12 protein-coding genes are annotated in these 14,311 nt (G+C 71.9%); 7 read left to right on the top strand and 5 right to left on the bottom strand.

The genetic code is table 11. The features are described from left to right. Positions 1-33: 33 nt before the first annotated feature. Positions 34-2,043, bottom strand: coding sequence for a beta-galactosidase (locus ACN27D_RS24620; protein ID WP_421500089.1), 2,010 nt, complete (start codon positions 2,041-2,043; stop codon positions 34-36). Positions 2,044-2,322: 279 nt separating this feature from the next. Between ACN27D_RS24620 and ACN27D_RS24615 the strand changes: the two genes are divergently transcribed. The 4 genes from ACN27D_RS24615 to ACN27D_RS24600 are packed head-to-tail and all read left to right on the top strand — an operon-like array spanning position 2,323 to position 7,751. Then, a complete protein-coding gene (locus ACN27D_RS24615; protein WP_120570920.1) occupies positions 2,323-3,654 on the top strand; it encodes an ABC transporter substrate-binding protein in 1,332 nt (443 codons plus the stop codon). Between the two features lie 22 nt (positions 3,655-3,676). Continuing rightward, positions 3,677-4,633 carry a carbohydrate ABC transporter permease gene (locus tag ACN27D_RS24610; RefSeq protein ID WP_421500088.1) on the top strand — a complete coding sequence of 319 codons (957 nt, stop codon included), beginning with the start codon at positions 3,677-3,679 and terminating at the stop codon, positions 4,631-4,633. Continuing rightward, the gene (locus ACN27D_RS24605; protein ID WP_120570922.1) at positions 4,630-5,511 is read left to right on the top strand and encodes a carbohydrate ABC transporter permease; all 882 of its coding nucleotides are present in this window, start codon (positions 4,630-4,632) and stop codon (positions 5,509-5,511) included. Before ACN27D_RS24610 ends, ACN27D_RS24605 begins: the two co-directional genes overlap by 4 nt. Beyond that, the gene (locus ACN27D_RS24600) at positions 5,508-7,751 is read left to right on the top strand and encodes an alpha-galactosidase (protein WP_421500087.1); all 2,244 of its coding nucleotides are present in this window, start codon (positions 5,508-5,510) and stop codon (positions 7,749-7,751) included. The genes ACN27D_RS24605 and ACN27D_RS24600 overlap by 4 nt, the downstream gene beginning before the upstream one ends. Before the next feature lie 66 nt (positions 7,752-7,817). Here ACN27D_RS24600 and ACN27D_RS24595 read toward each other — a convergent pair whose 3' ends face one another. The 3 genes from ACN27D_RS24595 to ACN27D_RS24585 form a co-directional block, all read right to left on the bottom strand. Then, a complete protein-coding gene (locus ACN27D_RS24595) occupies positions 7,818-8,351 on the bottom strand; it encodes a hypothetical protein (protein WP_421500086.1) in 534 nt (177 codons plus the stop codon). A 114-nt stretch (positions 8,352-8,465) separates the two neighbouring features. Further along, positions 8,466-9,035, bottom strand: coding sequence for a hypothetical protein (locus tag ACN27D_RS24590; protein WP_421500085.1), 570 nt, complete (start codon positions 9,033-9,035; stop codon positions 8,466-8,468). A gap of 188 nt (positions 9,036-9,223) precedes the next feature. Continuing rightward, positions 9,224-10,618: a cellulase family glycosylhydrolase gene (locus ACN27D_RS24585; protein WP_421500084.1), complete on the bottom strand. Its 1,395-nt coding sequence runs from the start codon at positions 10,616-10,618 to the stop codon at positions 9,224-9,226. Between the two features lie 294 nt (positions 10,619-10,912). Here ACN27D_RS24585 and ACN27D_RS24580 point away from each other — a divergent pair, with 294 nt between their 5' ends. The 3 genes from ACN27D_RS24580 to ACN27D_RS24570 all read left to right on the top strand — a co-directional run bounded on the left by ACN27D_RS24580 (position 10,913) and on the right by ACN27D_RS24570 (position 13,527). Then, positions 10,913-11,875, top strand: a complete 963-nt coding sequence (locus ACN27D_RS24580; protein WP_252451064.1) for a TIGR03557 family F420-dependent LLM class oxidoreductase — start codon at positions 10,913-10,915, stop codon at positions 11,873-11,875. Then, positions 11,872-12,708 carry an alpha/beta fold hydrolase gene (locus tag ACN27D_RS24575; RefSeq protein ID WP_421500083.1) on the top strand — a complete coding sequence of 279 codons (837 nt, stop codon included), beginning with the start codon at positions 11,872-11,874 and terminating at the stop codon, positions 12,706-12,708. Before ACN27D_RS24580 ends, ACN27D_RS24575 begins: the two co-directional genes overlap by 4 nt. Before the next feature lie 165 nt (positions 12,709-12,873). Beyond that, on the top strand, positions 12,874-13,527 hold the full coding sequence (locus ACN27D_RS24570; protein ID WP_421500082.1) for a GAP family protein: 654 nt from the start codon (positions 12,874-12,876) through the stop codon (positions 13,525-13,527). On the opposite strand, the gene ACN27D_RS24565 is transcribed toward ACN27D_RS24570, so the two are convergent. Continuing rightward, positions 13,514-14,311 carry an endonuclease/exonuclease/phosphatase family protein gene (locus ACN27D_RS24565; RefSeq protein WP_421500081.1) on the bottom strand — a complete coding sequence of 266 codons (798 nt, stop codon included), beginning with the start codon at positions 14,309-14,311 and terminating at the stop codon, positions 13,514-13,516. The genes ACN27D_RS24570 and ACN27D_RS24565 overlap by 14 nt on opposite strands.

Below are 14,311 nucleotides of genomic sequence, written 5' to 3'. Positions count from 1 at the left end.
GGGACCTCCTCGGCGCGAACGGCCACGTACCGGTCAGGCGCGCGCGGGCACCGTAGCGGGCTCCTCGCGGACCACCGCCGCCTCACCCGCCGGCACCTCCAGGGTGCCGTCGCACCTGACGCCGCCGAGCAGCTCGAGGCCACTGACCGCCAGCCGGGCCGGTTCGGTGGTGTGGTTGACCACGAACAGCCAGCTCCGCTCCGCCGAGTGGCGGCGCACCACCTCCACCCCGGGCGGCGCGCTCACCGGTGGACGGACGCCGGTCTCGTCGAGCAGGCGGGCCACCAGCCGGTCGGTGGCGTCGTCGTCGAGGCGGGTGCCGACGTACCAGGCGGCGCCCGCGCCGACGGCGTTGCGGGTCAGCGCCGGCACGCCGGGCAGCGGCCCGTCGGTGTACGCGGCCAGCACCTCGGCGCCCTCGGCGTGTAGCCACTCGGTCCACACGTCGGCGCGGGCGCCGTCGTCGAGGCGTACCGTCTCGCCGTCGCGCAGCGGGAAGAACTCCTCGACGCGTACGCCGAGCAGGTCGCGGAACGCTCCGGGGTAGCCGCCGAGCCGGATGTGGTCGTGCTCGTCGACGATGCCGCTGAAGTAGGTGACCACGGTGGTGCCGCCGGCCTCCACGAATCGGCGCAGCGCGTCGGCGTCGGCGTCGCGGACGAGGTAGAGCGTGGGCGCGAGGACGAGCCGGTAGCGGGACAGGTCGGCCGACGGGTGCACCACGTCGGCGGTGACCCCGGCCCGCCAGAGCGCGGCGTGCAGCGCGGCCAACCGGTCGGTGTAGGTGACGTCGACGCTCGGGTGGGAGTCGAGTTCGGCGCCCCACCAGGCCTCGTAGTCGAACAGGATCGCCACGTCGGCGTCGACGCGGCTGCCCCGTACCTCGGCGAGCGCGCGCAGGTCGGCGCCGAGCCGGCAGACCTCGCGGAACACCTTGGTGTCCGGCCCGGCGTGCGGGACCAGCGCGGAGTGGAACTTCTCCGCGCCGGCCCGGGAGGCCCGCCACTGGAAGAACAGCACGCCGTCGGCGCCGCGCGCGACGTGGGCGAGGCTGTTGCGGCGCATCTGACCGGGCGTCTTGGCGACGTTGCGGGGCTGCCAGTTGACCGCGCTGGTGGAGTGCTCCATCAGCAGCCACGGCGCGCCACCGGCGACGCCCCGGGTGTGGTCGGCCGCGAGGGCCAGGTTGACCTGCGGCTGCGGGTCGGCGGCGGTGAGGTAGTGGTCGTTGGCGACCAGGTCCACGTCGGAGGCCCAGGAGTGGTAGTCCAGGTACTTGATGCCGGTGCCGATCATGAAGTTCGTGGTGACCGGCTGCGGGACGAGCCGGTTCAGCAGCTCCCGTTCGGCGCGCAGCTGGGCGCGCTGCTCGTCGGAGGAGAACCGCAGGAAGTCCAGTTGCTGGGTCGGGTTGGCGAACGTCGGCGCGGTGCGCGGCGGGTTGACCTCGGCCCAGTCGTGGTAGCGCTGGCTCCAGAACGCGGTGCCCCAGGCCGCGTTGAGCGAGTCCAGGTCGCCGTAGCGCTCGCGCAGCCAGCCGCGGAACGCCTCGGCGCTGACGTCGCAGTAGCAGTGCACGTTGTGGCAGCCGAGTTCGTTGGAGACGTGCCAGAGCACGACGGCGGGGTGGCGCGCGTACCGGCGGGCGACGGCCTCGACCAGGGCGAGCGAGTGGTCCCGGAACACCGGGGAGCTGGGGCAGTACGCCTGCCGGCCGCCGGGCCACAGGACCGTGCCGTCGGCCCGGCGGGGCAGCGTCTCCGGGTGCCGGTGCGCCAGCCACGGCGGTGGGCTGGCGGTGGCGGTGGCCAGGTCGACGCTGATGCCGCCGTCGTGCAGCAGGTCGATCGCCCGGTCCAGCCAGTCGAAGGCGTACCGCTCGGGGGTGGGCTGCAGCAGGGCCCAGGAGAAGATGCCGACCGAGACCAGGTTGACCCCGGCGCGTCGCATGAGTTCGACGTCCTCGGCCCACGTCTGCTCGGGCCACTGCTCCGGGTTGTAGTCCGCGCCGTACCAGATGCCCTCGCCGTGCCAGTTCCGCATGACAGCAGAGGGTGCCCCCGAACAGCACCCAAGTCAACACTTTCCAACATCGACTGACGTTCCAACGTTTACCGGCTCTTTGCCCTGCCTCACCGCCACAGGCGTCGTCTTTTTGCCCTCTTGACAGCGCCGTGCCAAGGGGTAGCTTCAAGCGCCACCGGCTGTTTGTGTTCGGACGTGTGGATTCTCGGTGGATCTGCCGCGGCCGACACGAACACCGCTCACCGCCAACGATCACGGTCCATGAGCGCAGCGCACCTCTTCCACGCAGGAGGCACCATGTCCCGTCCCCGCTCGCAAGCCGAATACCTCGCCCGGCTCGTACCCCCGTCCGTCGCCGGCCTGAACCGGCGCTCGCTGCTCGCCGGTGCGGCCGGTGCGGGGGCGCTGCTCGGCACCGGTCTGCTCGCCGGCTGCGGCGACTCCGACTCCGGTTCCGGCGGCGACGCCAAGAGCGTCTCGCTCGGCTCGAACCAGTCGGACCCGAAGCCCAAGGACGTCGTCGCGAAGGTGATGGACGGCTTCAAGACGTCCTCCGGCGTGACCGTCGACATCAACACGGTCGACCACAACACGTTCCAGGAGAACATCAACAACTACCTGCAGGGCAAGCCGGACGACGTGTTCACCTGGTTCGCCGGCTACCGGATGCGGTTCTTCGCCGCCAAGGGCCTGGCCGGTGACCTCAGCGACGTGTGGGGCAAGCTCGACGGCTACTCCGACGCGTTCAAGAAGGCGTCCACGGGCGACGACGGCAAGCAGTACTTCGTGCCGGCGTCGTACTACCCGTGGGCGGTCTTCTACCGCAAGTCGGTGTGGCAGCAGCGCGGCTACGAGGTGCCGAAGACGCTTGACGACCTGAACACGCTCGGCGCGCAGATGAAGAAGGACGGCCTGGTCCCGATCGCGTTCGCGGACAAGGACGGCTGGCCGGCGATGGGCACGTTCGACATCCTCAACCTGCGCATCAACGGCTACCAGTTCCACATCGACCTGATGGCCGGCAAGGAGGCGTGGACCTCCGACAAGGTGAAGAAGGTCTTCGACACCTGGGCCGGGCTGCTCCCCCTGCACCAGCCGGACTCGCTCGGCCGCACCTGGCAGGAGGCGGCCCAGTCGTTGCAGCAGAAGAAGAGCGGCATGTACCTGCTCGGCCTGTTCGTCGGCCAGCAGTTCAGCGGCGCCGATCTGGAGGACCTGGACTTCTTCACGTTCCCCGAGGTCGACTCGACGATCGGCGCGAAGGCGCTGGACGCCCCGATCGACGGCTACATGATGGCCCGCAAGCCGAAGTCCAAGGACGCGGCGCAGAAGCTGCTGACGTACCTGGGCTCCAAGGAGGCGGCGGACATCACCGTCAAGAACGACCCGAGCACGCTCGTCGCGAACAGCGGCGCGGACACCGCCGCCTACACCGCGCTGCAGAAGAAGGCCGCCGAGCTGGTCGGCTCCGCCACCGAGATCGCCCAGTTCCTCGACCGGGACACCCGGCCGGACTTCGCCTCCACCGTGATCATCCCGGCGCTCCAGCAGTTCATCAAGGACCCGAAGGACATCAGCGGGCTGCTCACCAGCATCGAGAACCAGAAGAAGTCGATCTTCACCAGCTGACGGCGGAAGGGGGAAGGACATCATGTCCGACCTGCCCCTGATCCAAGCGGATCGCGCCGTGTCGCCGCCGGTCGCGACCACCACGAACGGTGGTCGCGGTCGCCGGCTACGGCTCCTGTCCCGCACCGACCGCGTGGTGATCACGCTGATGGTGCTGGTACCCCTGCTGCTCGTCACCGGCCTGGTCTGGCTGCCCGCGGTGGCGACGGTGCTGCTCTCCGGCACGAACTGGGACGGCATCGGCCCGATCGGCGAGATCGAGTGGGTCGGGGTCAAGAACTACGACGACGTGGTGAGCATCTACCCGCCGTTCGTCCCCGCCGTGCAGAACAACCTGCTCTGGCTGGCCGCGCTGTTCGTGGTGGCCACCCCGATCGGCATGTTCCTCGCCGTGCTGCTGGACAAGGAACTGCGCGGCAGCCGCTTCTACCAGACCGCGCTCTACCTGCCGGTGGTGCTGTCGCTGGCACTCATCGGCTTCATCTGGCAGCTCATCTACAGCCGCGACCAGGGCCTGCTCAACGGCGTGTTCGGCGGCGAGACCGACTGGTACGGCGACCCGAACGTCAACATCTGGGCCGTGCTGGTGGCGGCCGGCTGGCGGCACGTCGGCTACATCATGCTGCTCTACCTGGCCGGCCTCAAGGGCGTCGACCCGTCGCTGCGTGAGGCCGCCGCAGTCGACGGATCGTCCGAGACCAGCACGTTCTTCCGGGTCGTCTTCCCGGTGATGCGCCCGATCAACATCATCGTGCTGGTGGTGACCGTGATCGAGTCGCTGCGCGCGTTCGACCTGGTCTGGGTCATCAACAAGGGCCGCAACGGACTGGAGCTGATCTCCGCGCTGGTCACCCAGAACGTGGTGGGCGAGGCCAGCCGGATCGGCTTCGGCTCCGCGCTGGCGACGATCATGCTGGCCGTGTCGCTGGTCTTCATCACCATCTACCTCTGGACCGTGATGCGGGAGGACAAGCGATGACCGCCGTCTCCGCCGGCCGCCGCCGCCCCGTGCGGCCCGCCCGGGTCGTCCTGCACCTGTTCCTGGGTACGGTCGCCGTGGGCTGGCTGTTCCCCATCCTCTGGGCGGTGCTCACGTCGTTCCGCTCCTACGAGTACACGGCCGCCAACGGTTACGTGTCGCTCGGCGGCTGGACGATCGACAACTACGTCACCGCCTGGCGTACCGCCGAGTTCGGCAAGCACTTCCTCAACTCGGCCTACATCACGGTTCCGGCGGTGCTGCTCACGCTGTTCCTCGCCTCCTGCGTGGCGTTCGTGATCGCCCGGTTCAGCTGGAAGCTCAACATCGCGCTGCTCGGCCTGTTCACGGCCGCGAACCTGCTGCCGCAGCAGGCGCTGCTCATCCCGCTGTTCCGGATGTTCACCGAGATCCCGCTGCCGGCCTGGATGAGCGACTCGGAGCTGCTCTACGACAGCTACTGGGGGCTGATCCTGGTCAACGTCGCGTTCCAGTGCGGCTTCTGCGTGTTCGTGCTCAGCAACTACATGAAGGCGCTGCCGCACGAGCTGTACGAGGCCGCGATGGTCGACGGGGCGAACGTGTGGCGGCAGTACTGGCAGGTCACGCTGCCGCTGTGCCGCCCCGCGCTCGCCGCGCTGGCCACGCTGGAGGTGACCTGGATCTACAACGAGTTCTTCTGGGCCACAGTGCTCATGCGGACCGGCGACAAGTTCCCGGTCACCAGTTCGCTGAACAACCTGCGCGGCGAGTTCTTCACCGACAACAACCTGGTCTCGGCCGGTTCGGTGCTGGTCGCGATCCCCACCCTGGTGATCTTCTTCCTGCTCCAGAAGCAGTTCGTCCGGGGTCTGACGCTGGGAGCCTCCAAGGGATGACGATCGTCCACCTGCGCCGCGCGCGGACCAGCCTGGTGCTCGACGCACGCGGCCCGGGGCTGCCCCGGGTCGTGCACTGGGGCGCCGACCTCGGCCCGCTGCCCGACGGGGACCTGCCCGCGCTCGTCGACGCCACCGTGCCACCCGTCGTGCCGAGCAGCTTCGACGCGCCAACAGTGCTGTCGCTGCTGCCCGAGGCGAGCGCCGGGTGGAGCGGGCGGCCCGGTCTCGCCGGTCACCGCGACGGCCGGGACTGGTCGACCGCGTTCCGCCTGGCCGACCTCGACGTGCGCGACGAGCCGTCCCCGCACGGCGACGCGCCGGGCACGCCCGCCCCGGGCGGCGTGGCCGGAGGCGGGGACGCGGTGCGCGTACCCGATGAGGAGCGGAACCGCGACGGGGCCGGCGCCGCACGGGTGACGGTGCGGGCGGCGGACCCGGGCGCGGGGTTGAGCCTGACCGTCGAGATCACGCTGGATGCGGCGGGGGTGCTGACGCTGCGGCACCGGCTGCGCAACGACGGCGACGGCCGGTACGAGGTGCGGGAGCTGACGCCGGCGCTGCCGGTGCCGGCGGTCGCCACCGAACTGCTCGACCTGACCGGCCGGTGGTGCCGGGAGCGCGCGCCGCAGCGGCATCCGTGGCCGATGGGCGCGTGGGTACGCGAGGGACGGCACGGCCGCACCGGCCACGACGCCACGTTGCTGCTGGTCGCGGGCACGGCCGGGTTCGGTTTCCGGCACGGCGAGGTGTGGGCGGTGCACACCGCGTGGAGCGGCGACCACGTCACGGCCGCCGAGCGCCGCCCGACCGGCGAGTCCACAATCGGCGGCGGTGAGCTGCTCACGCCCGGTGAGATCGTGCTGGGGCCGGGCGACGAGTACGCGACTCCCCTGCTGTACGCGGCGCACTCGGCCGACGGACTGGACGGGCTCAGCGACGCCCTGCACACGCACCTGCGGGCCCGCCCGTCGCACCCGCGCACGCCGCGGCCGGTGACGCTGAACGTGTGGGAGGCGGTCTACTTCGACCACGACCTGGACCGGTTGCGGGCGCTCGCCGACGCGGCCGCCGAGGTCGGCGTGGAACGCTTCGTGCTCGACGACGGCTGGTTCCGCGGCCGGCGGCACGACCAGGCCGGGCTCGGTGACTGGTGGGTCGACGGCGAGGTCTGGCCGGACGGGTTGCAGCCGCTGATCGACCACGTACGCGGGCACGGCCTGCAGTTCGGGCTCTGGGTGGAACCGGAGATGGTCAACCCCGACTCCGACCTGTTCCGCGCCCACCCCGACTGGCTGCTCCAGGCGCCGGGCCGGCTGCCGCCGCCGTGGCGGCACCAGCAGGTGCTCGACCTGGCCCACCCCGACGCGTACGCGTACCTGCTCGAACGGCTCGACGCGGTGCTGAGCGAGCACGACGGGATCGCGTACCTGAAGTGGGACCACAACCGCGACCTCACCGAGGCCGGGCACGCCGGACGGCCCGGGGTGCACGCGCAGACGCTCGCGGTCTACCGGCTGCTGGACGAGGTGCGTGCCCGGCACCCGCACGTCGAGATCGAGAGCTGCTCCTCCGGCGGCGCGCGGGTCGACCTGGAGATCCTGCGGCGTACCGACCGGGTCTGGGCCAGCGACTGCAACGACGCGCTGGAACGGCTGTCCATCCAGCGCTGGACCGGACTGCTGCTGCCGCCCGAACTGATCGGCACGCACATCGGGCCGGAGCGCTCGCACACCACGCGCCGCGTACACGACCTGGGGTTCCGCGCGGTCACCGCGCTGTTCGGCCACCACGGCATCGAGTGGGACATCACCGCGATCGACGCCACCGAGCGGGCCGAACTCACCGCCTGGGTGGCGCTGCACAAGCGGCTGCGCCCGCTGCTGCACACCGGCCGGGTGGTCCGGGTCGACCACCCGGACCCGGCCGTGCAGGCCCACGGCGTGGTCGCCCACGACCGCTCGCATGCGGTGTACGCGGTCAGCCGGGTCGCCACCTCGGTGGCACAGGTGCCGGGCGCGGTCCGGCTGCCGGGGCTGGACCCGGAGCGGCGCTACCTCGTGCGCCCGCCCGCCGGGGTGCCGGAGCCGGCGCTGCTGGAGATGTCGCCGCCGGGCTGGCTGGCCTGGCCGGGCGGCGGGATCACGGTGAGCGGTTCGGTGCTGGGGTCGGTCGGCGTTCAGCTACCCGCCCTGCACCCCGAGCAGGCCCTCCTCCTGGAGGTCACCGTCGTTGGCTGAGAGACGCCGGCAGCGGTGACCGGCCCGTTCGACCGCGGGAGCCTACGCGCCCGGGACGTTCGTGGGTCACCGGCGCCGCCCCGGGACGCGGGTCGAGGTGGCCGCAACCCCACCGACCAATGGATGGGTCACGGTGGCCCGGCCGGACTCGCCGGTCGAGCGCCACAGCTCGTGGAGCGTGGGCCACCAGTCGGGGTGGCTCTCCACCACCTCGACCAGGACGGGGCTCTGCTCCAGCATGTGCGCGGGCCACCGGTGCCAGGAGTGGGCGAATCGGAAGTCGGGCAGCAGCCCGGCCACCTGCAGCTCGCACTCCAGCACGTCCGCGAGTAGCTCCGCGAGGGTGATCACGACGGACCGGTCGGTGTCGGTTGGCGCGGAGGGCTTCCGGTCGAAGAAGTATGCGCGAAGCGGCGGATTCTCCAACAGGCGGTCGTGCCAGGCGCGAGACAAACTGTTCACTTCCATCAGCGCGGTGGCCGAGCCGATGCCGTTGTTGATGCGGCTCTGTTTCGCCACCTCCCGCGTCTGCACCGCGGAGAAGCACAACGACACCGCGACCAGCAGCAGACTGACGAAGCCCAGAATCGTTTCCCACATGTCCCCGCCCTTCAAGGAGTACGACTCCCCTCACGCTAAGCAGAGACCGCAACACCCTGAGTCACTGAATTCCGGCCGCGTTCCTCCCGACGCCATTCAGCGGTCCGGCCGTCCTCAGGCGGCGGCGCGACGGACGGTGTCCCGCAGGGCCAGGGCCACTGCGGCGAACAGGGCCGCGCCGCACCCCACACCGGAGATCAGGCCGACGGTGCCGGCGCCCGCGCCGAGCGCGTGGGCGAGGAACCCGGCCAGGCCGAGCGCTGTCATCACGGCGCCCAGCCAGTGGTAGAGCGGCATCCGCCAGACGTGGGCGAGGCCGAAGAAGTGCACGCCGACGACCACCGCCACCCAGGCGACGGCCACGGCGGGGCGGTCCAGCACGTTGTTGATCACAGACAGGCCACCGAAGAGCGCGACCGCCTCCAGCGCCACCACCAGCCAGTAGCGGCGGTCCATGAACCCGGCGGCCTCCCCCTGCGGGGCGGGCGTCTCCCGGCCGGCCACCCGGAACAGCGTGACCAGGAGCAGCGCGGCCACCAGCAGGCCGGCCACGCGCACCACGAGCGGCCAGGGCGCGGGCAGGCCACCGCTGTTGACCAGCACGAACACGGTGCCGAACGAGATCGCCACGAGCGAGCCGACCACGAGTCCCGACGGTCGGCCCCGGGTCCCCGGCATGCTCATCCTGTCCCCTCCCGACGGTCGCGCCTACCGGCCGGCCCGGCGCGCGGCAGATCGTACGGCAGCGCCGCACCCACCGCCCACGCGTCCATCCCGTCCATCCCGTCCATCCCAGTTGATCAAGGAGTTTGTGTCTCCGTCGAGGTCCGATCGGGACACAAACTCCTTGATCACGCCACTGGGGGTGCGGGTCAGGCGGGGGTGCAGGTCACCGCGGGGGTGGAGTTGGTGCCCTGCCAGGTGCCGATGAAGCCGAAGCTGGTGCTCGCGCCGGCGCCGAGGCGGCCGTTGTAGTCGACGTTGCGGGCGGTGTACGCCGACCCGCTGTTGCTGACGCTCGCGTTCCACGCCTGGGTGACGGACTGGCCGTTCGCGTACGTCCAGCGCACCGTCCAACCGGTGATCGCCGCGGCTCCGGCGGTCACCTTGACCTCGCCCTGGAATCCGCCCTGCCACGAGTTGCCCACGGTGTAGGTGGCGGTGCAGCCACCGGACGGCGGGGGCGTGGTGGTCGGCGGCGGGGTCGGGGTGGGGCTACCGGTCGGCGTCGGCGTCGGGCTCGGGCTGCGGGTGGGACTGGTGGTCGGGGTCGGGGTGCTGCCGGCGTACACCGACGCCTCGCGGGAGGTGGCCGCGATGCCGTTGGCGCCGTTGAAGATCCGCTGACCCCAGCTCGTGAGCTGCGCCGGGTTGAAGGCGGTGGTCATGTCCAGGTACTCCACGCCGCCGCCGTTGCCGCTCCACGACCAGCCGAGGTAGCCGATGCCGTTGGCCTGGCTGTACGCCATGATGGCGTCCTCGTCCGGGTTGCCGTCGGAGTGGTTGAAGCCGAACTCGCCGACCACGATCGGCAGCCCGGCGGTACGGAACCGGCCCAGGTAGTCGCTGATCTCGGCGGCGGTGTCGAACACGCCGTACATGTGGATGGAGAAGACGGTGTTGCGCTGCGCGTCGGCGGCGAACACGGTGCTCGCGTTGTCGCGCATGGTGAACGACCAGTCCTGGCCCCAGTTCGGCGCGTCCACCATGATCGTGTGGGTCAGGCCGGCGGTGCGCAGCCGCTTGATCGCGTTCGAGGTGTCGGTGGTCCAGGCGCTGTAGCCCTGGTTGCCGAACGGCTCGTTGCCGATGTTGACGATGACGTACTTCTCCTGGCCCTTGAGCACGTCGGCGATGCTCAGCCAGTAGTCGGTGGCCTTCGCAAGCGAGGCGGCGGCGCCCTCCTCGCCGTACCCGGTGGTGTCGTGCACCTCCAGCACACAGATCAGCCGGTTGGCCTTGCACAGCGAGATCACGTTCGCCACGTCGGCGGCGCTGTTCTTCGTCCAGCGGTCGCCGCTGGCCAGCACCACCCGGACGGTGTTCGCGCCCAGCGCCTTGATGTCGGCGAACGAGCTGGTCTGCTGCGGGTACCAGGTGTGCGCGTGGTTGACCCCGCGCATCACGAACTCGACGCCGTTGGCGTCGTAGAGCCGCCCGTTGGAGACGGAGAACCCGGTGGCGGCGTGGGCCGGCTGCCCGAGGGCGAAGACGGCGGCGAGGGCTGTCAGCAGGGCGGCGCCCGCGACGGAGAGCAGTTTCTTCATGGCTGTCCTCAGGGGAAGGTCTCCCCCGTGCCCGAGCGGGGGTGCGGTGACGGTGACGACGAAGGTGGCGACTGAGCCCGGTAGCCGCCGCCCGGTTCCCGAACGGACGCAGGCATCAGCGTAGGGCGATGGACGGCCTGAGGCAACCGGTTAAGCGGGATGGGCCGGGAGGCGGCACCGCTTGACGGGCCGGATGAGCTGAACCGGTTAAGAGCCGGCGCGGAAGCGGACAGCAGGGTTGACCCGCGCCGCGCGGGGTATCCGTGGACGATCCGCCCGGGAAGGAGACGTGCCATGGTCAACGTCGGTTACACCCTCATGTGCGAGCAGGCCGGCCCGAAGGAACTCGTCGACCACGCCGTACGCGCCGAGGCCGCCGGCTTCGACCACCTGGTCATGTCCGACCACTACTACCCGTGGCTGGAGTCCCAGGGCCACTCCCCGTACGCCTGGTCGGTGCTCGGCGCGGTCGCGCACGCCACCAGCCGGGCCGAGCTGATGTCGTTCGTGACCTGCCCGATCCGGCGGTACCACCCGGCGGTGGTGGCGCAGAAGGCCAGCACCATCGGGGTGCTCTCGGACGGCCGGTTCACGCTGGGCCTCGGCGCCGGGGAGAACCTCAACGAGCACGTGGTGGGCGGATGGCCGCACGTGCAGCAGCGGCACGAGATGTTCGAGGAGGCGCTGCAGATCATCCGGCCGCTGCTCAACGGCGAGACGCTGACGTTCTCCGGCAACCACTTCGACGTGCCCGACGCGTACGTCTGGGACCGCCCCGAGCGGCCGGTGCCGATGGCGGTGGCCGCCTCCGGGCGGCAGTCGGCCACGCTGGCCGCCGAGTACGCCGACGCCATGATCGCCACCGACCCGCTGTCCCACCTGATCGACATGTACGAGGAGGCCGGCGGCGCGGGCCGACCCCGCTACGGGCAGGTGGCCATCTGCTACGGGCCGGACGAGGACGAGTGCCGCAAGATCGTGCACGACCAGTTCCGCTGGTTCGGCCTGGGCTGGAAGGTCAACGCCGACCTGCCCGGCCCGGAGTCGTTCGAGGCGGCCACCCAGTTCGTCCGTGAGGAGGACGTGGCTGAGGGCATCTCCTGCGGCCCGGACACCGACCGGCACGTGGAGGCGTTCAAGAAGTTCGTCGACGCGGGCTTCACCCACGTCGCGCTGGTCCAGGTGGGCGGCGGCACCCAGCCGATGTTCCTCGACTGGGCCCAGGAGGAACTGCTGCCCCGGCTGCGCGAGCTGTGACAGCCGTACCGTCCCCGCCGGGGCGCTTCGGCCCGGCCGAGCTGCGCCTGGCGCTCGCCGCGCCCCGGCCGGCCGCCGGGCTGACCAGCGAGTTCCGGCAGGTCGGCGGGCTGCGGGCGCACACCCGCCGCTCCGCCGCACCGGGCGGGGACGGGCCGCCGGTCGTGCTGGTGCACGGCCTCGCAGTGTCGCACCGCTACCTCACCCCGCTGGCCGTCGCGCTGGCGCCGCGCCAGCCGGTGTACGTGCCGGACCTGCCCGGCTTCGGGCTGACCGAACGCCCCGGCGCCGCGTACGACGTGGACCGGCACGCGGCGTTCCTGGCCGGCTGGCTCGACGCGTACCGGTTGGGTCCGGTCGTGCTGCTCGGCCATTCCTTCGGCGCGGAGGTCGCCGCCGCGCTCACCGCCCGTCACCCCGGCCTGGTCCGCGCCCTGGTGCTGGCCGGTCCGACCAGCGACCCGGCCGCCCGGTCCCGGCGCGGTCTGGTCGGCCGGTGGCTGCGGGACACGCTGCGGGAGGCGAAGTGGCAGGCGCCGATCCTGCTGCGCGACGTGGCCGACGCCCGGCCGTGGCGGGTGTTCGCGACGCTGTCCCACTCGGTCCGCAACGCGGTCGAGGAGGACCTGGCCCGGATCACCGCGCCCACGCTGGTGCTGACCGGCGGGCGCGACCCGGTCGCGCCCGCCGCCTGGCGGGAGCAGGTCGCCCGGCTGGTGCCGGACGCCCGCACGGTGGCCGTCCCGGGCGCGGCGCACAACGTGGTCACCACCGCCCCGGCCCAGGTCGCGGACGCCGTCCACGACCTGCTCACCGCCCCGCTGAGGAGTTGACGCCATGCGTATCGGGAACACCGAGATCCGGCCCGCCGGAGGCGGGCTCGGCTGCCTGCTGATGATCCTCTTCTCGATCGTCGCCTCGGTGGTGCTCACCGTGCTGCTCAACCTGGTCCTGTAGAACCCGGCCCGGCGTGCGCGACGGCGACACCAGAATGGGGCATGCCCCTGCTGACCGCGCTGCCGCTGGCGCTGGAGATGGTCGCCGGGTCGAAGCTCGTCAGCGCCGTCGTCCTCGCCGCCGGCCGCCACCCGCGCCGCAGCTCGGCGGCGTACCTGGCCGGCGTCACGGTGGGCGTGCTCGGGCCGTTGACGCTCTGGTACGCGGCGTTCCGCGTGGTGCGGCACACCGCCGTGCACGGCATCGGGGCAGGCGGCAGCCGCCGGCTCATCGACTGGATCGTGCTGGTCCTGCTGGCGGTCCTCATGGTGGTCACGTTCCGCAGACGGCGGCGCGACCGTCCCCCGGGGTGGCTGCGCCGGTTGCAGGACCCGCGGCCCGCGTACGCCTTCGGTCTGGGGCTGCTGCTCGCCGTCGCCGTGCCGAGCGACGAGCTGGTCATGGCGTCGGTCGCGGGCAGCATGGCCGGGCACGGCCGCCCGTGGTGGCATCTGCTGCCGTTCACGGCGCTCACCGTGCTGCTGCTGGCCCTGCCGCTGCTCACGCTGCTGCTGGCCGGCGACCGCGCGGAACGGCTGCTGCCCGCGTTCCGCTCCTGGACCGACAGGCACTCCTGGCTGGTCAGCGAGACGGTCATCCTGATCTTCGCGGCCTTCGTGGTGGCGGACCTGGCGGGGTCGTTCAGCCGGCCGTGAGGTCCACCTCGGCCAGCACCGGATAGTGGTCCGACGCCGAGTCGGCGTCACCGTCGCGGACCACCCGCACCGCGCGTACCCGGTCGGCCAGCGCCGGGGTGGCGAGCAGGTAGTCCAGCCGCATCCCGGCGAACTCGGCGCCGCCGTGCCGGGTCGGCACGGTCAGGCCGCCGGGCTCGTCGCCGCCGGAGCGCGGCCACAGGTCGACCAGCCCGGCGTCGAGCAGCCGGGCCACCGCCCGGGTGTCCACGGTACGGCCGTCGCGGCGCAGGTGCCGCCGCCGGTACGGGGCGGCCAGCCCGGCCAGCCGGGCGGTGTGATCGGCGGTGGGCTCCAGCGTGTTCAGGTCACCGGCCAGCAGGGCCAGCGCTCCCCCGGTACGCCGCAGCGCGGCGGCCAGCCAGTCCGCCTCCATCCGGCGCCGCCCACCCGAGTACGGGTTCAGATGGGTGCTGAACACGGTGAACGGTCCCGCGCCGGTGGCGACCTGCACCCGGGCGGCGGCGTGGTGGAACGGGCGGCGGACCCGGCCGGCGCGCAGCACCCGCAGCGGCGGGCGGACCAGCACCGCCACCGGCTGGCCGAAGCAGGACCGGGCCAGGTACGGCGTCATGCCGAGGCGGTCGGCCAGGCCGCCCAGCGTGGCGTCCATCCCGCGCAGCTCCTGCAACGCCAGCACGTCGGGGCGCTGCGCGGTGACGACCGAGACGATCCGGTCCCGGCGGTCGGCGCCGCCGCCGTCCCGCCCGCCGGTCCGGATGTTCCAGGTCATCACCCGCAGCAT

The sequence above is a fragment of the Micromonospora sp. WMMD1274 genome, assembly GCF_049179035.1.
GTDB lineage: Bacteria > Actinomycetota > Actinomycetes > Mycobacteriales > Micromonosporaceae > Micromonospora > Micromonospora tulbaghiae.
This window is presented reverse-complemented; position numbering and strand designations above follow the sequence as displayed.

What these genes read in the sequence shown, in the direction of transcription:
- ACN27D_RS24605 (WP_120570922.1), top strand. Translation starts at nt 4,630, where the DNA reads ATGACCGCCGTCTCCGCCGGCCGCCGCCGCCCCGTGCGGCCCGCCCGG.
- ACN27D_RS24620 (WP_421500089.1), bottom strand. Translation starts at nt 2,043, where the DNA reads ATGCGGAACTGGCACGGCGAGGGCATCTGGTACGGCGCGGACTACAAC.
- ACN27D_RS24600 (WP_421500087.1), top strand. Translation starts at nt 5,508, where the DNA reads ATGACGATCGTCCACCTGCGCCGCGCGCGGACCAGCCTGGTGCTCGAC.
- ACN27D_RS24610 (WP_421500088.1), top strand. Translation starts at nt 3,677, where the DNA reads ATGTCCGACCTGCCCCTGATCCAAGCGGATCGCGCCGTGTCGCCGCCG.
- ACN27D_RS24585 (WP_421500084.1), bottom strand. Translation starts at nt 10,618, where the DNA reads ATGAAGAAACTGCTCTCCGTCGCGGGCGCCGCCCTGCTGACAGCCCTC.
- ACN27D_RS24615 (WP_120570920.1), top strand. Translation starts at nt 2,323, where the DNA reads ATGTCCCGTCCCCGCTCGCAAGCCGAATACCTCGCCCGGCTCGTACCC.
- ACN27D_RS24590 (WP_421500085.1), bottom strand. Translation starts at nt 9,035, where the DNA reads ATGAGCATGCCGGGGACCCGGGGCCGACCGTCGGGACTCGTGGTCGGC.
- ACN27D_RS24565 (WP_421500081.1), bottom strand. Translation starts at nt 14,311, where the DNA reads ATGCTGCGGGTGATGACCTGGAACATCCGGACCGGCGGGCGGGACGGC.
- ACN27D_RS24580 (WP_252451064.1), top strand. Translation starts at nt 10,913, where the DNA reads ATGGTCAACGTCGGTTACACCCTCATGTGCGAGCAGGCCGGCCCGAAG.
- ACN27D_RS24570 (WP_421500082.1), top strand. Translation starts at nt 12,874, where the DNA reads ATGCCCCTGCTGACCGCGCTGCCGCTGGCGCTGGAGATGGTCGCCGGG.
- ACN27D_RS24595 (WP_421500086.1), bottom strand. Translation starts at nt 8,351, where the DNA reads ATGTGGGAAACGATTCTGGGCTTCGTCAGTCTGCTGCTGGTCGCGGTG.